Source organism: Flavobacterium eburneipallidum (assembly GCF_027111355.2).
Classification (GTDB): domain Bacteria; phylum Bacteroidota; class Bacteroidia; order Flavobacteriales; family Flavobacteriaceae; genus Flavobacterium; species Flavobacterium eburneipallidum.
The window spans coordinates 3,523,997-3,549,866 of record NZ_CP114291.2; the positions used below are offsets into that span (position 1 = coordinate 3,523,997).

23 protein-coding genes and 2 tRNA genes are annotated in these 25,870 nt (G+C 33.2%); 13 read left to right on the forward strand and 12 right to left on the reverse strand.

Translation table 11 applies throughout. The annotated features are described in order from the left end of the window. The first annotated feature begins 167 nt into the window (after positions 1-167). The 3 genes from OZP15_RS14720 to yihA all read left to right on the forward strand — a co-directional run bounded on the left by OZP15_RS14720 (position 168) and on the right by yihA (position 3,936). On the forward strand, positions 168-2,294 hold the full coding sequence (locus OZP15_RS14720) for an energy transducer TonB (RefSeq protein WP_269226232.1): 2,127 nt from the start codon (positions 168-170) through the stop codon (positions 2,292-2,294). A 217-nt stretch (positions 2,295-2,511) separates the two neighbouring features. After that, positions 2,512-3,285 (forward strand): alpha/beta fold hydrolase, encoded by a 774-nt coding sequence (locus tag OZP15_RS14725; RefSeq protein WP_269226233.1) that lies wholly within the window; start codon positions 2,512-2,514, stop codon positions 3,283-3,285. A gap of 30 nt (positions 3,286-3,315) precedes the next feature. Beyond that, on the forward strand, positions 3,316-3,936 hold the full coding sequence (yihA, locus tag OZP15_RS14730; RefSeq protein ID WP_281336516.1) for a ribosome biogenesis GTP-binding protein YihA/YsxC: 621 nt from the start codon (positions 3,316-3,318) through the stop codon (positions 3,934-3,936). Between the two features lie 74 nt (positions 3,937-4,010). Here the strand turns inward: yihA and gldC are convergent, their stop codons facing one another. Continuing rightward, positions 4,011-4,340, reverse strand: coding sequence for a gliding motility protein GldC (gene gldC, locus OZP15_RS14735; protein WP_269226234.1), 330 nt, complete (start codon positions 4,338-4,340; stop codon positions 4,011-4,013). After that, entirely contained in the window at positions 4,340-5,296 is a 957-nt protein-coding gene (gene gldB, locus OZP15_RS14740; RefSeq protein WP_281336517.1) for a gliding motility lipoprotein GldB, read from the reverse strand. The genes gldC and gldB overlap by 1 nt, the downstream gene beginning before the upstream one ends. A 145-nt stretch (positions 5,297-5,441) precedes the next feature. On the opposite strand from gldB, the gene nadE reads away from it, so the two are divergent. Together nadE and OZP15_RS14750 are read left to right on the forward strand one after the other, a co-directional pair. Then, positions 5,442-6,248, forward strand: coding sequence for an NAD(+) synthase (nadE, locus tag OZP15_RS14745; RefSeq protein WP_281336518.1), 807 nt, complete (start codon positions 5,442-5,444; stop codon positions 6,246-6,248). Positions 6,249-6,335: 87 nt separating this feature from the next. Continuing rightward, a complete protein-coding gene (locus OZP15_RS14750) occupies positions 6,336-6,965 on the forward strand; it encodes a response regulator transcription factor (RefSeq protein WP_269226235.1) in 630 nt (209 codons plus the stop codon). On the opposite strand, the gene dnaG is transcribed toward OZP15_RS14750, so the two are convergent. The 3 genes from dnaG to rlmN all read right to left on the reverse strand — a co-directional run bounded on the left by dnaG (position 6,962) and on the right by rlmN (position 11,100). Then, the gene (gene dnaG / locus OZP15_RS14755; protein WP_269226236.1) at positions 6,962-8,941 is read right to left on the reverse strand and encodes a DNA primase; all 1,980 of its coding nucleotides are present in this window, start codon (positions 8,939-8,941) and stop codon (positions 6,962-6,964) included. The genes OZP15_RS14750 and dnaG overlap by 4 nt on opposite strands. 72 nt (positions 8,942-9,013) lie before the next feature. Next, on the reverse strand, positions 9,014-9,991 hold the full coding sequence (locus OZP15_RS14760; protein WP_269226237.1) for a polyprenyl synthetase family protein: 978 nt from the start codon (positions 9,989-9,991) through the stop codon (positions 9,014-9,016). Positions 9,992-10,056: 65 nt separating this feature from the next. Continuing rightward, on the reverse strand, positions 10,057-11,100 hold the full coding sequence (gene rlmN, locus OZP15_RS14765; protein ID WP_269226238.1) for a dual-specificity RNA methyltransferase RlmN: 1,044 nt from the start codon (positions 11,098-11,100) through the stop codon (positions 10,057-10,059). A 100-nt stretch (positions 11,101-11,200) separates the two neighbouring features. On the opposite strand from rlmN, the gene OZP15_RS14770 reads away from it, so the two are divergent. Then, entirely contained in the window at positions 11,201-11,842 is a 642-nt protein-coding gene (locus tag OZP15_RS14770; RefSeq protein WP_269226239.1) for an O-methyltransferase, read from the forward strand. Position 11,843: 1 nt separating this feature from the next. On the opposite strand, the gene OZP15_RS14775 is transcribed toward OZP15_RS14770, so the two are convergent. From OZP15_RS14775 to OZP15_RS14790, 4 genes are all read right to left on the reverse strand, one after another. Then, entirely contained in the window at positions 11,844-12,407 is a 564-nt protein-coding gene (locus OZP15_RS14775; RefSeq protein WP_269226240.1) for a phosphatase PAP2 family protein, read from the reverse strand. After that, positions 12,407-12,808 carry a Sec-independent protein translocase subunit TatA/TatB gene (locus tag OZP15_RS14780; RefSeq protein ID WP_269226241.1) on the reverse strand — a complete coding sequence of 134 codons (402 nt, stop codon included), beginning with the start codon at positions 12,806-12,808 and terminating at the stop codon, positions 12,407-12,409. The genes OZP15_RS14775 and OZP15_RS14780 overlap by 1 nt, the downstream gene beginning before the upstream one ends. A gap of 89 nt (positions 12,809-12,897) precedes the next feature. After that, positions 12,898-13,659: a peptidase associated/transthyretin-like domain-containing protein gene (locus tag OZP15_RS14785; RefSeq protein WP_269226242.1), complete on the reverse strand. Its 762-nt coding sequence runs from the start codon at positions 13,657-13,659 to the stop codon at positions 12,898-12,900. After that, positions 13,649-14,368: a hypothetical protein gene (locus OZP15_RS14790; protein WP_269226243.1), complete on the reverse strand. Its 720-nt coding sequence runs from the start codon at positions 14,366-14,368 to the stop codon at positions 13,649-13,651. Before OZP15_RS14790 ends, OZP15_RS14785 begins: the two co-directional genes overlap by 11 nt. Before the next feature lie 123 nt (positions 14,369-14,491). Between OZP15_RS14790 and pepE the strand changes: the two genes are divergently transcribed. Then, positions 14,492-15,199: a dipeptidase PepE gene (gene pepE / locus OZP15_RS14795; RefSeq protein WP_269226244.1), complete on the forward strand. Its 708-nt coding sequence runs from the start codon at positions 14,492-14,494 to the stop codon at positions 15,197-15,199. A gap of 30 nt (positions 15,200-15,229) precedes the next feature. On the opposite strand, the gene OZP15_RS14800 is transcribed toward pepE, so the two are convergent. The 3 genes from OZP15_RS14800 to OZP15_RS14810 all read right to left on the reverse strand — a co-directional run bounded on the left by OZP15_RS14800 (position 15,230) and on the right by OZP15_RS14810 (position 16,347). After that, a tRNA-Gly gene (locus OZP15_RS14800) sits at positions 15,230-15,302 on the reverse strand. Between the two features lie 68 nt (positions 15,303-15,370). Further along, positions 15,371-15,443 (reverse strand) — tRNA-Gly (locus OZP15_RS14805). A gap of 181 nt (positions 15,444-15,624) precedes the next feature. Further along, positions 15,625-16,347 (reverse strand): murein L,D-transpeptidase catalytic domain family protein, encoded by a 723-nt coding sequence (locus tag OZP15_RS14810; protein WP_269226245.1) that lies wholly within the window; start codon positions 16,345-16,347, stop codon positions 15,625-15,627. Between the two features lie 189 nt (positions 16,348-16,536). Here OZP15_RS14810 and OZP15_RS14815 point away from each other — a divergent pair, with 189 nt between their 5' ends. From OZP15_RS14815 to OZP15_RS14840, 6 genes are all read left to right on the forward strand, one after another. Further along, complete coding sequence (locus OZP15_RS14815; RefSeq protein ID WP_281336519.1) at positions 16,537-18,945, forward strand: DUF5916 domain-containing protein; 2,409 nt, start codon at positions 16,537-16,539, stop codon at positions 18,943-18,945. A 140-nt stretch (positions 18,946-19,085) separates the two neighbouring features. After that, a complete protein-coding gene (gene gpmI / locus OZP15_RS14820; RefSeq protein ID WP_269226246.1) occupies positions 19,086-20,603 on the forward strand; it encodes a 2,3-bisphosphoglycerate-independent phosphoglycerate mutase in 1,518 nt (505 codons plus the stop codon). Positions 20,604-20,759: 156 nt separating this feature from the next. Beyond that, positions 20,760-21,431 carry a TetR/AcrR family transcriptional regulator gene (locus OZP15_RS14825; RefSeq protein WP_269226247.1) on the forward strand — a complete coding sequence of 224 codons (672 nt, stop codon included), beginning with the start codon at positions 20,760-20,762 and terminating at the stop codon, positions 21,429-21,431. 23 nt (positions 21,432-21,454) lie between these two features. Further along, positions 21,455-23,116, forward strand: a complete 1,662-nt coding sequence (locus OZP15_RS14830; RefSeq protein WP_281336520.1) for a peptidase domain-containing ABC transporter — start codon at positions 21,455-21,457, stop codon at positions 23,114-23,116. Between the two features lie 2 nt (positions 23,117-23,118). Further along, a complete protein-coding gene (locus tag OZP15_RS14835; RefSeq protein ID WP_281336521.1) occupies positions 23,119-24,465 on the forward strand; it encodes an HlyD family secretion protein in 1,347 nt (448 codons plus the stop codon). Continuing rightward, positions 24,465-25,850 carry a TolC family protein gene (locus OZP15_RS14840; RefSeq protein ID WP_281336522.1) on the forward strand — a complete coding sequence of 462 codons (1,386 nt, stop codon included), beginning with the start codon at positions 24,465-24,467 and terminating at the stop codon, positions 25,848-25,850. Before OZP15_RS14835 ends, OZP15_RS14840 begins: the two co-directional genes overlap by 1 nt. Positions 25,851-25,870 lie beyond the last annotated feature (20 nt).

Sequence of the window (25,870 nt, forward strand, 5' to 3'; positions counted from 1 at the left end):
GTAGTAATCTTTGTCAAAGTTCAAAACTTTGACAAAGATGCTCAACAAAATCTAAAGAGTAATAATTGTAAGAAATTAAGTTTTTGTTTTTTTAATTTGACAAATCACTTCATTCAGAAATAACCACTTATTTCGTGGCAGAACCAAAATAAACAAACAAAAAAACTATGAAAAAAGAACTACTCACTTTATTTTTATCTTTTTACACTTTGATGGCTTTTGCACAAGAAGTGAACACAACGGTAAAAAAGCAAGGAAGTTCTCCTGAAAAATTTCCGGTTTTCCCTGATTGTGAAAATTTAGAAGCCAATTTGTTAGAAAAATGCTTCTATAATGAAGTGCAGGATTTTGTTTTTCAAAACTTTGTAGTACCTGAAAATCTTACTCAAAATAATTTTCAAGGAAACGTAAAAGTGCTTTTCGAAGTTGATGAAAAAGGGAGTTTCAAAGTGATTTATGTAAATGCCGCCGACGAAACTCTGATTCAAGAAGCCAAAAGAGTTTTTGGTAAATTTCCTAAAATAAAACCTTCTACTTATAATGGTAATCCAACTTTTGCGCAATACAATATAACAATTGCCATTCCACTAAAAAGTACGGAACAACTAGCCGAAGAAAAGCAGGTTCCAGTAGCAACTACAAAAAACACAGTTTCAAAAAAGCTCACTGAATTAGACAGTATTCCGTATCAAAAATTCGACAACCCGCAGTACAAAAGTAATTTGAATGTGCCATTTTCTCATAGTTTTTATGCTTATTTTGATGCTTCAATGAATCAAGTGGGAAGCAATAATCACACTGGATCAAAACCCTATACTTATACCGAAGTAGCTAAATATTATGATATTGCTGCCGAAAATGAAAAACTAAAGAAAAACAAATCCAGTTGGTGGGGACGAAAATTATGGAATGAAAATTTAGTCGAAATCAAAGGTGAAGATTACTGGTTTGTATTCAATCCGATTGTCGATTTACAAGTAGGAACAGCTTCTGGAAACAAACAGCAAAATACTTTTGTCAATACCAGAGGGGTCAATTTTAGTGCTGGTTTAGGTACACAGCTTAATTTTACAACAACCATTTTTGAAAGCCAAGGACGATTTGCTAATTATTATAATACTTATGCGAATACCTTAAAACCATCTGGAGGTAATCCAGCTATAATTCCAGGAATTGGAATTGCCAAAGAATTTAAAGGCGATGCTTTTGATTTTCCGATGGCAGAGGCAAACTTGAGTTATACTCCTTCAAAATTGATTAATTTACAATTGGGTTATGGTCGAAATTTTATTGGCGATGGATACCGCTCGTTGTTAGAAAGTGATGGAGCAAGCCCGTATCCATACTTTAAAATCAATACTACTTTTTGGAAAATAAAATACACCAATACTTATATGTGGCTCAAAGACGTGCGTCCAGAAGCTACTGTAGAAAGAACCTATTCCAAAAAATTCATGGCCAATCATTATTTGAGTTGGAATATTTCTAATAAATTCAATTTAGGACTTTTTGAATCGGTGATTTGGTCTAATACCAATGATAGAGGATTTGATATGTATTTTGTGAATCCAATTATTTTTTATCGTGCTGTTGAATTTGCAGCATCTGGAAGAACTGGAAACGCTCTTTTGGGATTGACCTACAAATACAAGTGGAACAATCAAGTGAATCTTTATGGTCAATTTTTAATAGACGAATTTTCTACAGAAGCCATAAAAGCAGGAAATAATAGTTGGAAAAACAAATTCGGATACCAATTGGGAGTTAAATATTTCAACGCTTTTCAGGTGGATAATTTATTATTGCAGTTAGAGTACAATCATGTGCGTCCGTATTTGTATTCACACAGTGACCCATTGACTAATTATGCAAACACCAATCAAAATATAGGTCATCAATGGGGTGGGAATTTCAAGGAATTCATCGCAATAGCTAGGTACCACAAAGGCCGAATTTTTGCCGATGGAAAAATAACCTACGGTGTTCGTGGCTTGGATTTTACAAATTCAGGAGCTAATTCTAATTATGGTGGTGCTATTTTTAGAGATTATGACGTAGAACGCTATGCTGATACTGGTGTAAAAGTAGGTCAAGGAAATAAAACTAATGTTCTTATTGCCGATTTTCAAGCAGGATATTTGATTAATCCAGTAACAAATTTGAAACTCTTTGGTAGTTTTATTTATAGAAATTTTGATCCAATGCAAAACACATTGACAGCCTTTAAGGAAAATACCTCTTGGTTCTCATTAGGAATTCGTTCGGATGTGTTCAATTGGTATTTTGATTATTAGAGATTTTTTCTACTCGATAAAATAGAGCCACAACTGTAAACGTTGTGGCTTTTTTGTATTAACAACAAACAAGAAGAATCGTAAAAAGAAGACCAAAGAAACCATTTCTACTCTTTTTTAACAAAAAACACTAAAATCCATAAAATTTGACAGCAAGAATTTTTTTTGATTTATTAAAACCTATCTTTGTGGCAATAGAAAAATTGCGATAAAACGTATGGAAAAATACTTTAAGAAAGAAGGCAGATATAGCTATTATGAAGCAGGAGAAGGAACTCCTATTGTTGTCTTACACGGTTTGATGGGCGGATTAAGCAACTTTGACGCTGTTGCCACCCATTTTTCTGAAAAAGGGTATAAAATTATTATTCCAGATTTGCCAATATATACACAAAGCATTTTAAAAACAAATGTAAAAGCTTTTGCTAAATATGTAAAAGATTTTATAACTTTCAAAGGTTTTGACCGAGTGATTTTGTTAGGAAATTCATTAGGAGGACACATTGCCTTATACCACACTAAAATGTATCCCGAAAAAGTAGCAGGACTTGTTTTAACAGGAAGCTCGGGACTTTACGAAAGTGCCATGGGCGATAGTTACCCAAAAAGAGGTGATTACGAATACATCAAGAAAAAAGCCGAAGCCGTATTTTATGACCCTGCTATGGCAACCAAAGAATTAGTCGATGAAGTTTATGCTTCTGTAAATGATAGAATCAAATTGATTAAAACCCTGACGATTGCCAAAAGTGCCATTCGACACAATATGGCAAAAGATTTACCGAAAATGCACGTTCAAACTTGCTTGATTTGGGGGAAAAACGACAGTGTTACGCCACCAAATGTTGCTGAAGAGTTTAACGATTTACTGCCAAACGCTACCTTATATTGGATTGATAAATGTGGACATGCCGCTATGATGGAACATCCAGAAGAATTCAATCGATTATTAGAAGATTGGTTGACACATACCCATTTGAAGGCGCATTAGACTTCTGAAAAGAATTAATTAAGTTAAATTATGAAAATTAATACCGCCGAATTTATCGTCAGCAACTCCGAGGTAGAAAAATGTCCGAAAGACTTTTTGCCAGAATATGCTTTTATAGGCCGTTCCAATGTAGGAAAGTCATCTTTGATTAATATGTTGACCAACCATAAAAATTTAGCAAAAACCTCCGGAAGACCAGGAAAAACGCAACTAATCAATCACTTTAAAATCAATAACAATTGGTTTCTTGTGGATTTACCAGGTTATGGTTATGCCAAAGTTTCGAAGAAAACCAAGGCTGTTTTTCAGCAATTTATTACGGATTATTTCGAAACAAGAGAACAACTGGTTTGCGCTTTTGTATTGATTGATATTCGCCACGAAGCCCAAACAATAGATATAGAATTTATGTCGTACATGGGCGAAAGCGAAATTCCTTTTTGCATCATTTTTACCAAAGCCGACAAGATTAGTAAAACCAAAATTGATTCGCATATTGCCGCTTACAAAAAACAAATGTTTGCTAACAATTGGGCTGAAATGCCTCAATACTTTGTAACATCAGCTACAGAATCTACTGGAAAAGAAATTGTTTTAGAATACATTGACGAAGTAAATCAGGAAGTTTTCAAAAACAATAGTGAGTTTTAAATATAAATTCCAAATAAAAAATTCCAAATTCCAATCACTCGTTTGGAATTTGGAATTTTTTATTTGGAATTTCCTTATTTCGTCAACTCTAATTTCTCTGCAAAATAATCACAAAAATCTTTCATGGTTGCCGACATTCTTTCGTCGCCAGTCGCACGATGAAAGGTTTCGGTCATAGACATTAACGTTTGATGAAAGAAAACTTTCATTTCGTCAACAGGCATATCTTTGGTCCACAATTCGATACACTTTGTAGATTTCTCATTGCTATCCCAAACCGAAAGCATAAAGGCTTTCGATTCTTCAGCATGAATTCCACCTTCGGATGCCGTCCACATTAATTTTTCGGGAACTCTATTGTCGTCTAATTCGATGCTTAACTTAATTTCTGATGTATTTGCCATTATTTTTTGGGTTTGTATTTAGATTTTTTAAATAGTTCTTTAGCATTCATTTTTAATAGTTCTTCTATTGGAATCTCGTTATTTTTCACAAAAGAACGAATCATTTGCCAGCCCATCCAAGCCCCTACTCTACCTGGTGATTCATTGTCAATTTCAAGATAAAATTTAGAAAATGGCGCTGGGTTTATAAATCGATTCGCTAATTTTGAATCAGCACTGTAGAGCATTTCTTTTTCCAAAAAATAACGCCACATATAGCTTTCGTTTTCTTCACACCATTTGATTTGTTCAGGTGTATAACCCATTTTTTCAGCGTCGGAATATTCAGGAATTAGCAGGTCTTTTAGATACAATTCTTTACCCGAATAAATCATTTGACCTAACAAACTATGATCCATCAAAGGCGGAATTTTACTATCTGCAAAACTCGAAACAACATCTGGCATCATTTGTTTTGGCTCGAAATTTTGCTTCAAATAATTGGGAAATTGATAAAATTTATGCTCTTTTCCTAAATACAATTCCAGTGAAATAATCAGCAAACTATCCGTATAAATCACTTTATTGGTATAATCCATTTCAGAGATTACCGTAATTACTTTTGGTGTTTTGGTTTTAGGAAAATTGTATTTTATGTGCTTAAAAAGGGTTTGTAATTCTTCTTTTTGTGGTTCAAAATTGGAATATTTTTTCTGAACTTCGGTATATAATTCTCTCCAAAGTGGATTTTGCATTTTTTCTAACCAAACTTTATCGTCATTTCCTGCTGGAAAGAAAAATGGAAATTCCTTTTTTAATTTACTCAAATCCTTTGGTGGAGTTTCAAAAAAAAGTTTATCAAAACGCTCTACTTGAAGAGCTACCGGAATAGATTCAACTTCTTTTTCTGATTTTGTTTTTTGGTCACAAGAAACAAACGCAACTACTAATGCAATTATAAAAGTTATTTTTCTCATTTTTATCTTTTTCAACCTCAATTATTTCACTTCTCGTAATTCTTCTCAAAGTTGGCTTAACTTCGATTGAAATGAATCAATACTGTGTTTAAAATTATTATTTTTGCAAATATACAATTCCTCCTTTTTATAAACTCAAAGAATTATGACTAAAAAAAGTACAGTCCAAGTTGAAAAAGTGAACTCTCATATTGTAAATTGGCTCAAAACTTATGCTGAAAACGCAAAAGTTAATGGTTTTGTTGTGGGGATTTCAGGCGGAGTCGATTCGGCAGTAACCTCAACACTTTGTGCACAAACAGGTTTGACAACTTTGTGTGTAGAAATGCCTATTCATCAAGCGCCAAGCCAGGTGAATCGAGGTCGTGAACACATCGAACAGTTGAAGAAAAGATTTCCAAACGTGATTAATGCTGAATCAGATTTGACTTCTGTTTTTGAAGAATTCAAAAAAGTTGTTCCTGACACAGGAGATATTGACAAAGTAAATTTGTCATTAGCCAATACTCGAGCTCGTTTGCGCATGAGTACACTGTATTATTATGCAGGAATTCATGGGCTCTTAGTTGCTGGAACAGGGAATAAAGTAGAAGATTTTGGAGTTGGTTTTTACACTAAATACGGAGATGGAGGTGTCGATTTGAGTCCAATTGCTGATTTAATGAAGTCCGATGTATATGCTTTGGGTGCGTTTTTGAAAATACCGACTTCTATTCTAGAAGCTTCTCCAACAGATGGTTTATTTGGCGATGACCGAACTGACGAAGATCAATTAGGAGCTAGTTATGACGAGTTAGAATGGGCAATGCGAGAAGATGAGAGCGGAAAAACAGCCGAAAATTTTACAGCAAGAGAACAAGAAGTTTTTAAAATTTATAAACGATTGAATACCAACAATCAACATAAAATGAATGCAATTCCAGTGTGTTTAATCCCTGAAAAATATAAGTAGTATTTTTCTATTGATTTTGTGTGTATTACAAAAATTAATCACTAACTTTGTTTTTTCAAAGAGATTAACAAATCTAAACTAAAAATTATGATAAAAGTATGTTTAGCAGATAATCACCCAGTAGTACACTTTGGAGTAAAATCTTACTTTAAAGATCATAGCGATATTTCGCTAGTTGCTAATGTGGGTAATTTTATGATGGTAAGAGACATTCTACTTACCAAGGAGATTGATGTTCTAATATTAGATTTAGAATTAGAAGGGCTTTCGAGTATTTTTGAAGTGAAAAACATTTTAAAAAACTTCCCAAAGACAAAAATCATCATCTTTAGCAACCTTTCAGAGCAAATTTACGCTCCAAACGCCATTAAAGCAGGTGTTGCTGGTTTTATCTCTAAAAAAGAAAAACTAGAAACTTTAGGTCAAGGAATTATAAAAGTAAATCAAGGTAAAATTATCATTGATGAAACGGTGAAGAAAAACCTTGCCTTAATAGCCAAACAAAACAAAAGCGAGCGTTTGTATAGAAAACTATCCAATCGTGAAGTAGAAGTTTTACGCTACTTGAGTGACGGTAAGAAAAACAATGAGATCTCTAAAATTTTAGATCTTAACGAAAAAACAATCAGTACTTACAAATTAAGATTGTTGCAAAAATTAAATGTTACCAATCTTGTAGATTTGGTAAATAAGGCAAAAACACTGGAAATAGTTTAATTACTATATCGCGACATCACTCTTCCTAATTTTTTAGAAAAAGAGTTGATTAGTTTCGAATAATCCATTGCCATAGACAAAGGCTCAATGTTATCAGAACCAGGTTCGGATGATATTGAGCCTTTTATTTCTTCGATAATTCGATCGACCAAATACCATCTCATGGTTAAAATCGTTTCCGAAACATATTGACTAATGGTATCATTTTTAGTCTTTGGAAAAATATTTTGCCCTTCCCAATTGTGCAAAGTAACTCTTTCGTCTTCCATCAAAATATCGGTTACTTCTTGAGCCAACTCGGGTTGCAAGTGCATTAAATATTGTTCGATATTAAAACTTTCATTTTGCAAATAATAATTAATCAAACCATTGAATATATCTCTAAACAAAGGATTTGCTAACTCTACCTCATCTTCTTGCAAACTCAAATAAATGCGCTGAAAAACTTTATACTGTTTCTTTTCAGTAATATTTACAATCTCACCTTCTTCATTGGCTTTTAAAAGTACGTCCTCAAATTCCTCTGTTTTATTTCCGTACAACAAAAGGATTTCAATTATTTTTCGTTCTAAACCATAGAGAATATCAATTTTTTGAACCTGAACTGGTGTATCATTTTTCACAACCTCAAAAGCTTTTTGCTCTTGTTTTTGTTTTTTCCCAACTTCAGCAACATCTTTTTGAACCAATTGCGCCAAAGTACTCACCAAAACCTGCTCGGAAATATCCATAATTCGTGAACATTCCTGAATGTAGATTTCTCGTTGAATTCGATCAGGAATTTTAGAAATACTCACCACCATATCCCGAATCAAATCAGCTTTTTTGATAGGGTCATTCTTGGCATCATTCATCAATAAAGATGCTTTGAACTGAATAAAATCTTTAGCATTTTCGTCTAAATATTTCACCAACTCTTCGTAAGGTGTTTTCTTGGCAAAACTATCAGGATCTTCTCCGTCAGGAAAAGCACAGACTTTTACATTCATTCCTTCCTCTAGAATCAAGTCGATTCCTCGAACAGATGCACGCAATCCAGCCGCATCACCATCAAAAAGAACGGTTATGTTTTTAGTCAATCGATTAATCAAACGAATTTGATCTGGTGTCAAAGCCGTTCCAGAGGAAGCTACTACATTTTCGATGCCCGCTTGATTGAACTGAATTACATCGGTATAACCTTCGACTAAAAAACAATTATTTTGTTTGGCAATAGCTTGTTTGGCCTGGAAAATTCCATACAAAACTTTGCTTTTGTGGTAGATTTCGCTTTCAGGTGAATTGAGGTATTTCGCTGCTTTTTTGTCATTGGTCAAAATTCTTCCTCCAAAACCCAAAACTCGTCCTGACATACTTTGTATCGGAAACATAACGCGACCTTTGAAGCGGTCAAACGGTCTATCATCTTTAGGAATGGTCAATCCAGTACTTTCTAGAAATTCTAATTTATAGCCTTTCCCTAATGCTTCTTTAGTAAAAGCATCCCAAATTTCGGGAGAATAACCCAAAGCAAATTTCTTTATCGTTTCGGCTGTAAAACCTCTTTCTTTGAAATAAGAAAGCCCAATCGCTTTTCCTTCTTCGGAATGTAAAAGGGTGTTTTGAAAATAATCTTTTGCAAATTCAGAAACCAAATACATACTTTCCCGAACATCTGTATTGGCTTTTTCTTCATCCGTTTGTTCGGTTTCCTCAATTTCGATATTATATTTTTTAGCTAAAAACCGTATCGCTTCTGGATAAGTAAAATGAGAATGTTCCATCAGGAAAGCTACGGCATTTCCGCCTTTTCCAGAACTAAAATCTTTCCAAATACCTTTGGCTGGCGACACCATAAATGATGGCGAACGCTCGTCAGAAAACGGACTTAATCCTTTGAAATTACTTCCCGCTCTTTTTAATTGTACAAAATCGCCAATAACCTCCTCTACTCGAGCAGTTTCGAAAACGGTGTCTATGGTGGCTTTTGAGATCAATTTATTTGAAAAAAAATTAAAAGATTGAAGTATTTTAAAGATTGTAAAATTATAAAATCTGAAGAAAAGAATTTATTTTTTTCTTTCGATGACATAATTCACCATTAAAATCAAAGCGTCTTTAAACTCTGATTCGGGATAATTATTTAAAAGCAAAAGTGCCTCTTGCTGGAATTCAGCCATTTTATTTTCGGCATAAAGCAATCCATTATTGTTTTTCACAAAAGCAATAACTTCTTTTACACGCTTTTTGTCTTTGTTATGGTTCTTGATAGAATTAATCAGCCAGGATTTTTCTTTAGAAGTACAATTATTCAAAACGTGAATCAATGGCAAAGTCATTTTTTGCTCCTTGATGTCGATTCCTGTTGGTTTTCCAATGGCTTCTTCAGTATAATCAAACAAATCATCTTTTATCTGAAAAGCCATTCCAATAAGTTCGCCAAATTTTCGCATATTCTCCACTTGAATTTCATCTTCAATAACTGATTTAGCACCCAATGCGCAACAAGCAGCAATTAATGTAGCAGTTTTTTTTCGGATGATTTCGTAATAAATAGCTTCTGTAATATCGAGTCTTCGGGCTTTTTCGATTTGCAACAATTCGCCTTCGCTCATTTCGCGAACGGCTACGGAAATAATTCTCAATAAATCAAAATCGCCATTGTCTATAGAAAGCAATAGTCCTTTGGACAATAAATAATCACCAACAAGAACAGCAATTTTATTTTTCCAAAGTGCATTAATAGAGAAAAAACCTCTTCGGCGATTACTATCATCTACCACATCATCATGAACTAGCGTTGCGGTATGAATCAGCTCAATAACTGAAGCTCCACGATAGGTTCTTTCGTTTACAATTCCTGCAGAAACCATTTTGGCAGTCAGAAAAACAAACATCGGACGCATTTGTTTTCCTTTTCTATTGACGATATAATAAGTGATTCTGTTCAACAAAGCCACCTGTGAAGTCATCGATTCATAGAACTTTTTTTCAAAAAGTTCCATTTCATTAAAAATGGGTTGTTTTATTTGAGTGGTAATATTCATTCGAGTCCAAATATACTGCTTTCCAAATAAAAAACAGCAACTATTTGACAAAGTAAGGTCTTTTTTTAAGCTTCTTTATTGGCCAATTGACCACAAGCGGCATCAATGTCTTTTCCTCGACTTCTTCTTACTTTTACTACAACATCTATTACTTGTAATGCTTTTATATACTCATTAATTGATTCTTCCGAAGCTTGTTGAAACTCTCCGTCATCAATAGGATTATATTCAATTAAATTGACTTTACAGGGGACATATTTACAAAATTTAACCAAGGCATCAATAGAAGCTTTATTGTCATTGATTCCTTTCCAAACCACATATTCGTATGAAACTTTACTTTTAGTTTTTCGGTACCAATATTCCAAAGCTTCTCTTAAATCTTTCAGAGGAAAGTTTTCACTAAAAGGCATTATTCGGGAGCGAATTTCATCAATTGCCGAATGTAAAGAAACAGCCAATTTGAATTTCACCTCATCGTCTGCCATTTTCTTAATCATTTTTGGAATTCCAGAAGTAGAAACCATAATGCGTTTTGGAGACATTCCCAAGCCTTCGGGAGAAGTTATCATCTCAATAGCTTTCATCACATTATTGTAATTCATCAATGGCTCGCCCATTCCCATAAAAACAATATTCGACAAAGGATGATTATAGTACAAACGACTTTCTTTATCAATAGCAATTACCTGATCGTAAATTTCGGCAGGTTCTAGATTTCGCATTCTTTTTAATCGAGCTGTAGCACAAAAATTACAATCCAAACTGCAACCCACTTGACTAGAAACACAAGCCGTTGTTCGGGTATCTGTTGGAATCAAAACACTTTCGACCACCAAACCATCGTGTAACCGAACTGCATTTTTCACCGTTCCGTCTTCACTTCGTTGCATCATATCTACCTTGATATGATTGATAACGAAGTTTTCTTCGAGCATAGAACGAGTCGCTTTCGCCACATTGGTCATATCTTCAAAACTATGGGCGCCTTTGCTCCACAACCATTCATAGACTTGGTTGCCACGAAAAGATTTATCGCCATTGGCTACAAAAAAATCACGTAATTGTTCTTTGGATAAGGCTCGTATGTCTTTTTTCTCGATTTGCATGGTGCAAATTTAATGACTATTTGTTGATTTATTTCATCAATTCGCATAAATGCTCGTGTGTACATTTGATAATTTGATAACTTTGACAAAAATTAAAAAAATGCACTTCATTTCCCAAGAACTAGAAAACTATATCGAGCAACATTCTGAAAGAGAACCAGAATTTTTAGCTGCTTTAAACAAAGAAACCTATCAAAAAATTTTGTTGCCACGAATGTTGAGCGGACATTTTCAAGGACGTGTTTTGAGTATGCTGTCTAAACTGATTCGCCCAGTAAATATTCTTGAAATTGGCACTTACACTGGCTATTCGGCGTTGTGTTTGTGCGAAGGCATGCAGGAAAACGGATCTCTTCATACTATTGACATCAAAGAAGAATTAGTTGATTTTCAAAGAAAACATTTTGACAAATCGCCTTGGGGAAATCAAATTACACAGCACCTTGGCGAAGCTGTGGATATTATTCCGACTTTAGACATGAAATTCGATTTAGTTTTTATTGATGCCGACAAAGAAAATTACATCAATTATTTTGAATTGATTGTTCCGAAAATGAACAAAGGCGGTATTATTCTTTCGGATAATGTTTTATGGAGCGGAAAAGTGGTAGAGCCTTTGAATCCAAAAGATGTTAGTACTAAAATACTACTGGAATACAATCTATTATTAAAAAATGATCCAAGAGTAGAAACTGTTTTATTGCCCATTCGTGATGGATTGACGGTTTCTAGGGTTTTATAAATTAAACGGGAAAATATTTGTTTTGTGTTATTTGGTACAATTTGAACATCAAAAAACCAAAAAAAGCACCAAATAAATAACCTGTAATTATATCACCTGGATAATGCAATCCGAGATATATTCGGCTGTAAGCGAAGATTAAAGGCCACAAAAACAGGAATCCAAAATATTGTATTTTTTCTCTTAATACAAAATATATAAATGTAGCAGCAGCCATAGAATTTGCAGCGTGACCAGAGAAAAAACTAAAGGATTTTCTAGCTTGTACTATTCGAATAAAAGAATTTATTTCAGGATTATTACATGGACGAAGTCTTTGAAAACCATTTTTGACCAAGTTTGTAATTTGATCGGTAAAAAATAACAGAACCGCAATAAACAAAATCATATACACCGTTTGCTTGCCTCCTATTTTCCTATAGATTACATACAATAGTAGTAAAAAAAGCGGTGTCCAATTGGATTGCTTCGTGATAAACAACCAAAGTCCATCAAAAGTTTCAGAACCTAAACCGTTTAAAAAAACAAATAATTGAGTGTCGAGAGATAAAATTTTATCCAACATTACATTTTTCGTTTAATTGGACCAATAGCATCTTCAATTTCTTCTTGAAGTTGATCAACTTGTGAAGTTGTACTATCCGATAGTATATTTTTAGCTTGACTAACTTCTGAAGTTAGAGTTTCCGAAACACCACTAAATGGATTTGTACTGCCCGTCAGACTGGATTTTACACTATCAATTTCGGAAGTAATATTACCAGTTAAATCTCCTAAAGACTTTTTATCGAAACCATTATCTTCGGCTCCTTTTTGGATTTCACTTTTAATATCGTTTGTGGCATTCTTGAGTTGTGCCATCGCTTTTCCCATAGTACGTGCGATATCTGGCACTTTATCAGAACCAAAAAGCATTAGAATAACAAACAAAATAAAAATTAATTCGCCTCCGCCTATTCCAAACATAATCTATTTTTTAAGTGACAAAGTTACAAAGATGTTGGCTTTCAAAATATTTTAATTAATAATTAATTAACGAAATTTGAATTATTTCATCATTTTTCGCTCAAAATGATGGCATTATATTTTTCTGCTAATCCTACCATCTCGAATTCTATTTTCGATTTGTTTTTCGTTTTCAAAACCGTGACAAAATTTTCATCATCTAGGATATAATATTGAAAACCTTTGATATAATCCGAAGGTATTTTGAGCGTATTAACGTAATATTCCTCTGCAAAAAGATTTTCTGTATTTTCTAACAAAACCATTTTCTTTTCAAGTTCTATTAGTTTTTTTGTCATCGCTGTTCGACCATTAATAGAATTTAACAAAGCATCCACATCTAGCGAACCAGCCAAAAGTCCAAGTAAATGAATGGGTTTGAAATCTCCAGCGGTGTACAATCTCCTTTCCATTTGGGTTCTTTGCTTGATTCCTTTAGGCGAAATTCCTAAATCGACAGCATTAATTTCAGGATGTTTATCAATAATTACTTCGTCGAGTTCTGTAGTTTTTGCTGTCATTTTTATATTTAAAATCACTGCTTTCAAATCTTTTTCTTCGATGATTCTTCGGTAATATTCCAAATTAACAGAAGAAAAAACCAATAAATCATCGGCTTTCGCCAAAATATAAAACTCCCCATTTTGGTCAGTTATCGTACTTTTTTCGTTCACTAAATTAACAACAGTAACTCCAGTAGCATTTCCTGATTCGACTATTATTTTTCCATGAATTAATTTCTCACCAGCAGTTTGACCAAAACTAATTTGACTCCATAAAAACAAAATAAAGAATGTAATTTTACTTTTCACTCGCAATTATTTTATTGTATTTGTCAGCTAATTCAATCATCAAAAATTCGATACTGGTTTTGTTTTTTGTCTTTAACACTCTCGTAAACGCAGTGTTTTCTACTACATAAAACTGAAATCCTTTGATATATTCTAAAGGAATTTTCAACTTATTCCTGAAAAAATCTTCTGAAAACATATTGTCTAACTGATTTATAAAAGACAATTTGCTCTCTACTACTATTTCTTTTTTGAGCATTGCCGTTCTACCTGAAATTGCGTTCAAAAGAGCATCTCCTCTTGTTGATTGAGCCGTGTATAATTTTCTTTCGGCATCAGTTCGATGTAACATTCCTGGTGATGAAATTCCCAATGCAACAGCATTTATAGCATTGTATCTTTTGACAACAACTTCCTTTAATTGAGTAATATTAGACTCCATTTTTACCAAAAATAACTCTCCTTGAAAATCTTCCGCCTTCAAAACAATCCGAACTTCTTTCAATTGCATGGAAGAAAATAAAAGAGTATCTCCTGGAATTGCTACAATAGAAAAGCTGCCATCATTTTCAGTTATGGTAGATTTTTCTGTTCTTAAATTAATTACATAAATACCTTCTAAATCAATCGCATTGGCATTAATTTTACCTTTCAAAACAGTTTTTACTGTTTCTTGAGCCAAGATAGAATTGACTAATATAAAGAAAAACAGGCCTATTTTTAGTTTCATTAAAGAGATTTCAGAATGTAAAAGTATCGCAATGACTTCCAAATTAAGTATTAAGGACTTGGTAAAAATATGTTAATTAAAAATCTTGATTGTATTATCTTTAACCAAAATTATTCATCAAATATGAAAAGCATTCTTATTGCCAGCACATCAACTCTTTACGGAGAGAAATATTTAGAGTATTTATTACCCGAATTAAGTATTCATTTTGAGCATTGTCAAACGATTTTATTTATTCCGTTTGCCAGACCAAGTGGTATTTCTTATGACGAATACACCTCATTAGCAGCTTTGGCTTTTTCCAAAATAAATAAAAAAGTAAAAGGCATTCACGAATTTGAAGATTATACTGCAGCCATAACTAATGCCGAAGGGATTTTTACTGGTGGTGGCAATACTTTTGTATTAGTTGACCAATTATACAAAACCAAAACGATGACTGTTCTAGCAAATGCAGTCAAAAATGGAATTCCCTATTTAGGAACAAGTGCTGGAAGCAACATTTGCGGACTATCGATGCAAACTACTAATGATATGCCTATTGTGTATCCGCCCAGTTTTCAAACATTAGGATTGGTTCCTTTTGACTTGAATCCACATTATATTGACGCAGATATTGAATCCAAGCACATGGGAGAAACTCGCGAAATGAGAATAAATGAATTTCACGCATTCAACAACATTCCTGTTTTAGGCTTAAAAGAAGGAAGCTGGCTCGATGTAAAAGGAGATATGATAACTTTGAAAGGCAATTTGACCGCTCGTCTTTTTAGAGCGAATCAAACGGCTGTCGAAATAGAAAGCGGAACCGACTTGAGTGATTTAAAATAAAAAAACCTCAAACTTTCGTTTGAGGTTTTGAGCGAAAGACGAGGCTCGAACTCGCGACAACCAGCTTGGAAGGCTGGAGCTCTACCAACTGAGCTACTTTCGCAGAATATAAATTTTAATTTGCTTTCAAAAAAACAAATAAAAACCCCATACTTTCGTTTGAGGTTTTAGAGCGAAAGACGAGGCTCGAACTCGCGACAACCAGCTTGGAAGGCTGGAGCTCTACCAACTGAGCTACTTTCGCATTACTGCGGTGCAAATATAGGCAATCATTCCGTTTATTTGCAAATTTTTTTTTGATTTTTTTCACTAAAACAGAAACTCGTTTGTAACCATTTTAAAACTAAATTGTTACCCCTCGACTCTTTTTTAATCAATACATTATTTCACTTAAAACCAATATCATTATTTATTATGTCCAAAATTTAAGAAACAGAAGCCAAAACTTCTTGAAAACTTCTTGAGGGATGGTAAATAAACAAACACGATTTATTTTTTATTGTATTGACAATATTATTCAAAACCTCTTTTGGAATTGCTGGACAACCTTGACTCCTACCCAATCTTTTGTTGCATTTGATAAACTCATTAGACACATAATCCGCAGAATGAATAACTACTCCTCTTTCTCTAGCATTATTATTGACCCCTTTTTCTAAACCATCCAGTTTTAAAGACATACCATGCTTGCCTTTATAAATTTCGCCAGTTGCATAAAAACCTAAACTGCTTTTGAAGGAGCTATTGGCATTGGAAAAACTGTTAGCGAACTCCTCACCAGTATTTCGACCATGTGCTACCAGGGAATTATACAAAATGGTGTTTGTACTCATATCAATTACCCAAAGCCTTTTTACATTAGACGACAAACTAAAATCGACTAAAGTTAAAATGTCTTTTTGAATTATTCCTTTCTCTTTCAAGGAATAAAAACCTTTCAAAGCTTCCTTGAAACCTTCAAGGCTAGGCAAATCAAAATTATTGGAATTTAAGGATCTGTAAATGGAATCTTCTTTTGAATCGAAAGTAGGTTTTATCTGGATAGCTGTTTGATTTTTGATTGAAGTTTCAGGGGTAGAGTAAACTTCAGGGTTAGAAAAAATCAAAAAGAACGAAAATAAAATAACGGGGAATATCTTATAAATCATTGACTTTATTTTAATTACACTTAAAACTTGGGGGCGTAAATATACAATAGAAACTCTTTGATAAAAAAAATTTAAGAAAAAAATAGGATTTAAAGCAAAAATTAAAACCTGAAAGACAGTTATTTAAACCCTAAATTTCTTGCTTTTTGTGTTAAATTAACTATTTTTGCTCAACCGTAATCATAATATATGCCGAAGCTTAAACCTTCAATTCTAATTATTTTGATTTTTTTTTATTTCAGTTCTTTTGGACAAAAAAAAATACTTCAAACAAAATCAACTTTAGAAAATATTACTATTGATGGAAAAAATAATGAAGAGGCTTGGAAATCAGCTCCAATAGCCACTGATTTTGTTATGTTTGAGCCTGATAATGGAAAACCCATAAGCGAAACAAAAAAAACAGAAGTAAAACTTCTTTATGACAATACAGCCATCTACATACTAGCCGAACTACATGACGATCAACCAAATAGAATTTCAAAAGAATTAACCAATCGAGATGTGTTTGGGATTTCAGATCATTTTTCAGTATCGATTAATGGTTTTAATGACGGTCAACAAGATTATAGATTTTATGTTAGTGCTGCAGGAGTACAAATGGATTGTTTAGCAACAGAAAATAATGAAGATTTTAGTTGGGACGCCATCTGGAATAGCGAAGTAACGATAACCAACTATGGATGGGTTGTAGAAATGAAAATCCCTTATGCTGCATTACGTTTCTCTAAAGCGGAGAAACAAACTTGGGGACTTAACTTTACCCGCGAAATAAAAAGAGACTTTCAAAAATACACTTGGAATCATGTAGATAATAAAATTGGCGCCATCATTACTCAAGAAGGAATTCTAGAAGGCATCAAAAACATAGATACTCCTACTCGCCTTTTTTTAATTCCATACACCTCTGGATATTATCAGCAAGACAAAATTACTTCCGATAAGACCTTTAAAGCAGGAATGGATATTAAATATGGCATAAATGATTCATTCACTTTAGATGCCATTTTGATTCCAGATTTTGGTCAAACTAAATTTGACAATGCTATTCTGAATCTAGAACCTTTTGAACAGCAACTTAACGAAAATAGACCTTTTTTTACAGAAGCAACTGATTTGTTTTCTAAAGGGGGATTATTTTATTCCAGAAGAATTGGTGGAACTCCAAGTAAGAACAGTATTTTACTGGAAGAAGAATTAAACCCTAATGAAGAAATTACAAATTTCCCAAATACTGTTGATTTAATAAATGCCGTAAAAGTTTCTGGACGAACAGAAAAAGGACTTGGTATTGGAATTTTGAACGCCGTTACCGAAAAAACATTTGCCACCATCACAAATACCACTACAAACACCTCTAGAAAAGAAGTAGTCGAGCCTTTGACTAGTTATAATGTTTTAGTTCTAGACCAACGATTCAATCAAAATTCTTCAGTTTCATTTGTCAACACAAATACCTTGCGGAATGGAGATTTTCGGGACGCTAATGTTTCTGCAATTTTATTCAATTTGAATACCAAAGCAAATACTTATAACCTGTTTGGCGATTTTAAAAACAGCTACATCAATGACATCGAAGATTATAGCGGTTATAAAGCAGCAATAAATTTTGCTAAAACTAGCGGAAAATACAGGTATTTATTTGCAACAAAATACATATCTAAAAATTATGATATTAACGATTTAGGAATTATTTTCTATAACAATTATCATTCATTTTACGGCGAAAACAGCTATCGAATATTAAAATCTAACAAAACATTTAACACACTCAACATCACACAAAACATCAATACTGATATAGACAATACTACTGGAAAAATCCAAGAGGCTTGGTATCAATTAACAACAAAGGGAACTACTGTAAAAAATCATTATTTTGAATTTTTTACACAAATTAATCCTTTGAATAGATACGATTTTTACGAACCACGCATCTACGGAAGATTTGTTTACATCCCAAAAAGCATTATTTTTTATGGGCAATTTTATTCAGACGAAACCAGACCTTTCCACTATGAACTAGAATTATCAACAGAACAATTTGACGAACAAAACAGAAATATTTATCGAATATATGGAGGTTTGAAATACCGATTTAACGACAAATTTTCTTTAAGTAACAACTTCCTTTACACCCGAATGACCAACGACAGAGGATGGATAGATTTTGACAATACTGATATTATTTTTGGACAACGCAATCGAGAAATATTCGAAAATTACTTTACAGGAAAATATGCCATTACCAACAAAATGAACTTCAATCTTACTGCTCGTTATTATTGGTCGTATTCCGAAAACAATAAGTATTTGACTCTACAAAACAATGGTCACTTAAACCCAAACAGCATTTATGCTGAAAACAAAAACAGAAATTTCAACTCTTGGAATTTAGATTTCTCTTACTCTTGGTGGTTTGCTCCAGGAAGCGAACTTGCCATTTTATATCGAAATTATGCCGTAGAAGACAGTGATTTGGTTCAAAAAAATTCACAAAAAAATTTAGATAATCTTTTCAAAAGCAACTTAACTAATATTCTTTCTGTGAGTTTGCGTTATTACATTGACTATAACTCCATAAAAAGGAAACACTAAAAATGAATTTATTATAGTAATTGTATATTTCTTTAATATGATTATTATTTTTTTACACTCAAATCAAAAAAAATACAATAGTAATTCAGAAGCACTTCAAATTTCAGAAATGCTTTATCTTTGCAAAAAAACTAATCAAAATGAACAAAAAAGTAATCCTTATGATTCTGGACGGTTGGGGAAATTCTCCTGACCCAAAAGTTTCTGCAATAGACAACGCCAACATTCCTTTTATCAATAGTTTATACACCAAATATCCAGTAGCTCAACTTCGAACTGATGGTTTGAACGTAGGTTTACCAGAAGGACAAATGGGAAATTCCGAGGTAGGACACATGAACCTTGGTGCAGGAAGAATTGTGTATCAAGATTTAGCAAAAATTAATTTGGCGGTAGCCAATAGCACTTTAGCCAAAGAACAAGTATTGGTGGATGCCTTTAACTATGCTAAAGACAAAAACGTAAATGTTCACTTTTTAGGATTAGTATCTGACGGTGGAGTGCATTCACACACCTCACATTTAAGAGGTTTGATTGACGCTACTCAAGAATATGGATTAGAAAAAGTATTCGTTCACGCCTTTACTGATGGTCGTGATGTGGATCCAAAATCTGGAGCGACTTATATCCAAAATTTAGAAGATTATATTGCAAATACTTCTGTAAAAATTGCTTCGGTAGTGGGAAGATATTACGCCATGGATCGTGACAAACGTTGGGAAAGAGTAAAAATTGCTTATGATTTGTTGGTAAACGGAACTGGAACACATTCAAAAAATCCAGTGGCGAACATTCAAGAAAGTTACGCCAACAACAAAACCGACGAATTTATTGACCCAATTATTGCCGTTGACGACAACGACCAACCATTGGCAACGATAAAAGAAGATGATGTGGTTATTTTCTTCAACTTTAGAACCGACAGAGGACGTGAATTGACCGAAGCTTTATCGCAACAAGATTTCCACGAGCAAAATATGCACAAATTGAATTTGTACTATGTTACGCTGACCAATTATGATGAAACCTATCAAAACGTAAAAGTTGTTTATAACAAAGACAACATTACAGAAACCCTTGGTGAAGTCTTGGAAAAAGCAGGCAAAAAACAAATCAGAATTGCCGAAACAGAGAAATATCCTCACGTAACCTTCTTCTTTTCGGGTGGTAGAGAATTACCATTCATTGGCGAAAGCCGAATCCTGAAAAACTCTCCAAAAGTAGCAACCTACGATTTGCAACCCGAAATGAGTGCTTTTGAATTAGCCGATGCTTTGGTTCCTGAATTAGAAAAAGGCGAAGTTGATTTTGTTTGTCTGAATTTTGCCAATGGAGATATGGTAGGACATACTGGAGATATGCAAGCAGCAATCAAAGCTTGTGAAGCGGTTGATAAATGTGCCGAAAAAGTGATTACTGTGGCCTTGGCCAATGGTTACACCACATTAGTAATTGCCGATCACGGAAACTGCGAAACAATGATTAACCCTGACGGAAGCCCAAATACGGCTCACACGACAAATCCTGTTCCGCTGATTTTAGTGGATAACGAATTAAAAGAAATTCATGATGGTGTTTTAGGTGATATGGCGCCAACCATTTTAGCCTTGATGGGTGTTGAACAGCCCGAAGCTATGACCAGACATTCGTTGTTGTAAAATCACAACCTATAATTTTTGAAAGCCACATCAATTTAATTTGAAGTGGCTTTTGTTTTTTTACTCCTTTAACAAATTATAAATATTACTTAAACATTAGTTAAAAAAAATATTTTTAAAAGTATTACTATTAGTTTTGCAATTAAAACAACCAACATGCAATCATTTTTATCGACTATACAAATTAAAGTCAATGAAAAAATATATGTAAAAGATCCTGAAACCTCTGTTTTAGGCAAAAAAATTGTGCAAGAAAGTGTGCTTTTAATTGATGAAATTGGTTTTGATACTTTTACTTTCAAAAAACTGGGAGAAAGAATAGGCTCTAACGAAAGCTCTATTTATCGTTACTTTGAAAACAAACACAAATTACTGGTCTATTTATGTTCTTGGTATTGGAGCTGGATCGAATACAAAATGATATTCAAAACAACTAATATTGACGACCCAAAAGAACGCCTAAAAAGAGCCATAATTGTAGTTACAGAGAAAGCTCTAGATGATCAAACTACAGCTCATATAAACGAAGCTATTTTGGGTAAAATAATCATTGCTGAATTTACAAAAACATTGCAAACTAAAGAAGTGGATCAAGAAAATAAAGAAGGTTTCTTTGCCATTTACAAAAGAGTAATCAATAGGATGGTAAGCATAGTAAATGAGGTAAACCCTGATTATCCTTATGCTAAATCCTTGGTTTCGACAATAGTTCAAGGAAGCTTGCATCAGCATTTTCTAACAGAACATCTAAAATCGATTACAAATTGTAACGAACCTACAGGAACAACTGACTTTTATCTTAACATTACCGAAAATATTTTAGGTTAACTTTACCAAAAAAAAAGAATAATATGACTCCTTTAAGACGTTTTTTCAACTTACTCAAACTAGACAAAAGAGATGTGTCTCAAATATTTTTCTATGCCATTTTTGCTGGAATAATAAGCTTATCACTTCCTCTTGGAATTCAAGCAATTACCAACTTAATACAATCAGGAAGAGTAAGTGCATCATGGATTGTTTTAATTATTTTAGTAGTTTTCGGGGTTGCCTTGGTGGGAATCTTATCATTAATGCAATTGCGCATCACCGAAAATTTACAGCAAAAAATATTTGTTCGTGCCTCATTTGATTTTGGAGCTCGTTTACCAAAAATAAAAACAAGCCAGCTCTACAACAACTATCCGCCAGAGTTAGCCAATCGTTTTTTTGATACTATTAGCATTCAAAAAGGAACATCAAAATTACTAATTGATTTTTCGGCAGCACTTTTACAAATAGTATTTGGCTTGATTTTACTGTCGTTATACCATCCTTATTTTATTATTTTCGGAATTTTATTGTTTTGTTTTTTATACTTCATTTTCAAGTTTTCTTATATATCAGGATTAGAAACGAGCTTAAAGGAGTCAAAGTTCAAATATAAAGTAGCCAGCTGGTTACAAGAAATTGCTAGAAATAATTTTAGTTTTAGAAATGAACTCAACTACAATTATGGTCTTCAAAAAAACAATAATTTAGTTGCTGATTATCTAAATTACAGAGAAAAACACTTCAATGTAATCAAGAGTCAATTCATACAATTGATTATTTTTAAAATTATAATCACAGCCAGCTTACTATTAATTGGTGGATTTTTAGTACTGTCGCAAGAGATGAATATTGGTCAATTTGTTGCGGCAGAAATCATTATTTTGCTAGTTATCAATTCTTCTGAAAAAATAATATTTGGTCTAGAAACTTTTTATGACGTTCTAACTTCTATTGAAAAAATAGGACAAGTTACAGATATGGAGTTAGAAGAAGAAAACACATTTGACAGCGATACTTGTTATGCTAATATTACCATAGAAACAGAAAACCTCTCTTTCAAATTCCCTGATTCAGATACTGAAATTCTAAAATCCATAACATTAAAAATTGAACAAGGAGAAAAAATAGTAATTGAGGGAGAAAATGGCTCTGGCAAAACTTCGCTAATTCGAATTTTATCAGGATTAATCCAAAAAACATCTGGTTCCTTTTTTATTAATGACGACACATTCAAAAAAATAAATCTGAAACAATATCGCTCTCAAATAGGAAGCATTACCCACGGCGAAACTCCTTTTGAAGGAACACTACTAGAAAACATTACATTTAATGACAAAAACATAAGTACCGAAGATTTAAAATGGGCCATTGAAGGCGTACAACTTTCAACTTTTATAAAATCGTTACCCAAAGGACTACAGACAAGAGTTTATCCAGAAGGAAAACAATTATCTTCTTCTAATGCACAAAAAGTACTTTTGGCGAGAAGTATCATCCATAGACCGAAAATTTTATTTTATGAAGACCCTACAAATAAAATGGACGAAAAAGTAGCCAATGAAATTATCGACTTCATCACTTCAGAAAAAAACAAATGGACCATTATTGTTTCATCTAAAAATCCATATTGGAAAACCAAATGCAATAGAAATATCATTATGCAAAACGGAACAATTCAACTGGATTCAAAAACTAAATAATCATGCTAAATATATCTGACAATAAAACAAAGTTACCAACTTTAGAACGCTTTGTAACAGTAAAAAACTTAAGCAACAGGCCTCATTACAAAATTTTAAATCAAATTATCGCAGGAGTTTCTATCATAGCTTTTGCATCTTTTTTCCTACCTTGGACACAAACCATTTCAGGAACAGGAAGTGTCACTACCTTGAAACCAAACCAAAGGCCACAATCCATACAAAGTGTTATTTCGGGGCGAATTGAAAAATGGTATGTCCAAGAAGGTGATTTTGTCAAAAAAGGTGATACTATCTTATTTATTTCTGAAATAAAAGAAGACTATATGGATCCTAATTTAGTAGCCAATACTAAAAACCAAATGGACGCCAAAAAACAATCATTGGAATCCTATGGTTCAAAAGTAACTACCCTTTCAGGTCAAATTCAAGCTATCGAAAGAGAAAAAACATTAAAACTAGAACAAGCAGAAAATAAAATCAAACAATCTGTATTAAAAATAAAGAGTGATAGTATTGATTTAATTGCTGTAAAAACACAATTACGAATTGCCAATACTCAATACAATCGTTCAGTTCAACTGAACAAAGAAGGACTAAAACCGCTAACTGATGTCGAAGAAAAAAGACTAAAGCTACAAGAAGTTGAAGCCAAAATCATAACCCAAGAAAACAAATACTTGACCAGTAAAAACGAATTGATTAATGCCAAGGTAGAAATAAACCGAATTGGAGCCGAATATGCCGAAAAAGTTTCGAAAGCCAATAGTGATAAATTCACCGCTTTGAGTAGTCAATTTGACACTGATGCTCAAGTAAACAAACTTCAAAATCAATACACCAATTACAGCATCCGCAACGGAATGTACTACATCAAAGCCTCACAAAATGGCTACATCAATAGAGCTTTACAATCTGGTATTGGCGAAACGATTAAAGAAGGAACGCCCATCGCAACCATAATGCCATCAGAATATGATATTGCAGTAGAAACCTTTGTTAATCCTATTGATCTTCCGTTGATTACCAAGGGAGAAAAAGTTAGAATTTGGTTTGATGGATGGCCTGCTATTGTATTTTCTGGATGGCCCAATATGTCATACGGAACTTTTGGTGGCGAAATTGTTGCTATCGAAAACTTTATTAGCGAAAACGGAAAATACAGAGTATTAATTGCTCCTGACAAAAACGAACACAAATGGCCTAAACAATTGAGTATCGGTGCTGGAGCACAAACCATCGCTTTACTAGACAATGTTCCAGTTTGGTTTGAATTATGGAGAACCCTAAACGGATTCCCTCCTAACTATTACAAACCAACAACAAAAACAACAAAAGACAAAAAATAATGAAACAGCTATTTTTAGTTTTCTTATGTATTGCATCGGCAGCAGCACAAAATGTTGTATCAAAGGAATTTGATTACAATGAATTTTTGGGCTACGTAAAAAAATACCATCCATTGGTCAAAAATGCTAATTTAGAAATTAGTAAAGCGCAAGCCAATTTGATGATGGCAAGAGGTGGATTCGATCCAAAAATAGAAGTAGATTTTAGCGAAAAACAATTTAAAGACAAAGAATATTACTCTATCCTGAACAGCAGTTTCAAAATCCCTACTTGGTACGGAGTAGAGATAAAAGCAGGTTTTGACAACAGTGAAGGCGTATATTTAAACCCTCAAAACACGCTTCCAAACCAAGGTTCAACTTCGTTAGGAATAACAGTTCCGCTAGGACAAGGATTATTAATCAATCAAAGAATGGCCGATGTTCGAAAAGCTAAAATGCAAATTCAATTGAGCCAAGCCGAAAGAAAACTTCAAGCCGTTGCAATTTTGTATGATGCCTCTGTAGCCTACTTTAATTGGAAAAAAAGCTTTGATGAAGTGATTTTGTATGAGCAGTATAATAAAAATGCACAAATTAGATTCAAAGGAATTAAAAATTTAATCCAGCAAGGCGACAAACCCGCAATTGATAGTATCGAAGCAGGAATAATTGTAAAAAACCGAACACTAAATCTGATTGATGCCCAGCTAAAATTGGCCAAAGCCAAATTAGAACTATCTAATTTTATTTGGTTAGAAAACAATATCCCATTGGAATTGTCAGACGAACTGATTCCAGAAACAGAACTAGAATTTACGATTCAAGAAACCTTAAAAACAAACGATTTACTAAATGCTGATTTTTCGATTACCAATCATCCAAAAATTAATGCCTTGCAAAGCAAAATCGACATTTTAAATGTGGACAAAAAACTAAAAGCCAACATGCTCCTTCCAAAAATTGACATTGGCTATTCTTATTTATCTGAACCTAGCTATTTTGACCAGTATCAATTTGAAAATTACAAAATTGGTTTGGATTTTTATTTCCCTTTATTTCTTCGCAAAGAACGTGGTGGCTTGAAATTAGCAAAATATAAAATACAAGAAACGGAATTTGCCTTGAGTCTAGAAAAAGTGCAATTGACCAATAAAATCAATGCTCAAAAAATGGAAATTGAATCTTTATTAAAACAAAAAGAATTAGTAAAAAGTTTAGCTCAAGACAATTCGATGATGTTAAATTCTGAAGAAAGATTATTCTCTTTTGGAGAAAGCTCTTTGTTTTTAATCAATACTCGCGAAAACAATTTAGTAAGTGCCCAACTTTCGAAAATTGCTTTAGAAAACCGATATTTTATCTCCAACTCCGAGCTCTTTAAAATAATGGCCAATTTGGATTAAATAATTTTAAAAATTGTATT

Bases quoted from the DNA above. Each gene is read 5' to 3' on its own strand.
- OZP15_RS14720 (WP_269226232.1), top strand. From the start codon at position 168: ATGAAAAAAGAACTACTCACTTTATTTTTATCTTTTTACACTTTGATG.
- OZP15_RS14725 (WP_269226233.1), top strand. From the start codon at position 2,512: ATGGAAAAATACTTTAAGAAAGAAGGCAGATATAGCTATTATGAAGCA.
- yihA (WP_281336516.1), top strand. From the start codon at position 3,316: ATGAAAATTAATACCGCCGAATTTATCGTCAGCAACTCCGAGGTAGAA.
- gldC (WP_269226234.1), bottom strand. From the start codon at position 4,340: ATGGCAAATACATCAGAAATTAAGTTAAGCATCGAATTAGACGACAAT.
- gldB (WP_281336517.1), bottom strand. From the start codon at position 5,296: ATGAGAAAAATAACTTTTATAATTGCATTAGTAGTTGCGTTTGTTTCT.
- nadE (WP_281336518.1), top strand. From the start codon at position 5,442: ATGACTAAAAAAAGTACAGTCCAAGTTGAAAAAGTGAACTCTCATATT.
- OZP15_RS14750 (WP_269226235.1), top strand. From the start codon at position 6,336: ATGATAAAAGTATGTTTAGCAGATAATCACCCAGTAGTACACTTTGGA.
- OZP15_RS14760 (WP_269226237.1), bottom strand. From the start codon at position 9,991: ATGAATATTACCACTCAAATAAAACAACCCATTTTTAATGAAATGGAA.
- rlmN (WP_269226238.1), bottom strand. From the start codon at position 11,100: ATGCAAATCGAGAAAAAAGACATACGAGCCTTATCCAAAGAACAATTA.
- OZP15_RS14770 (WP_269226239.1), top strand. From the start codon at position 11,201: ATGCACTTCATTTCCCAAGAACTAGAAAACTATATCGAGCAACATTCT.
- OZP15_RS14775 (WP_269226240.1), bottom strand. From the start codon at position 12,407: ATGTTGGATAAAATTTTATCTCTCGACACTCAATTATTTGTTTTTTTA.
- OZP15_RS14780 (WP_269226241.1), bottom strand. From the start codon at position 12,808: ATGTTTGGAATAGGCGGAGGCGAATTAATTTTTATTTTGTTTGTTATT.
- OZP15_RS14790 (WP_269226243.1), bottom strand. From the start codon at position 14,368: ATGAAACTAAAAATAGGCCTGTTTTTCTTTATATTAGTCAATTCTATC.
- pepE (WP_269226244.1), top strand. From the start codon at position 14,492: ATGAAAAGCATTCTTATTGCCAGCACATCAACTCTTTACGGAGAGAAA.
- OZP15_RS14810 (WP_269226245.1), bottom strand. From the start codon at position 16,347: ATGATTTATAAGATATTCCCCGTTATTTTATTTTCGTTCTTTTTGATT.
- OZP15_RS14815 (WP_281336519.1), top strand. From the start codon at position 16,537: ATGCCGAAGCTTAAACCTTCAATTCTAATTATTTTGATTTTTTTTTAT.
- gpmI (WP_269226246.1), top strand. From the start codon at position 19,086: ATGAACAAAAAAGTAATCCTTATGATTCTGGACGGTTGGGGAAATTCT.
- OZP15_RS14825 (WP_269226247.1), top strand. From the start codon at position 20,760: ATGCAATCATTTTTATCGACTATACAAATTAAAGTCAATGAAAAAATA.
- OZP15_RS14830 (WP_281336520.1), top strand. From the start codon at position 21,455: ATGACTCCTTTAAGACGTTTTTTCAACTTACTCAAACTAGACAAAAGA.
- OZP15_RS14835 (WP_281336521.1), top strand. From the start codon at position 23,119: ATGCTAAATATATCTGACAATAAAACAAAGTTACCAACTTTAGAACGC.
- OZP15_RS14840 (WP_281336522.1), top strand. From the start codon at position 24,465: ATGAAACAGCTATTTTTAGTTTTCTTATGTATTGCATCGGCAGCAGCA.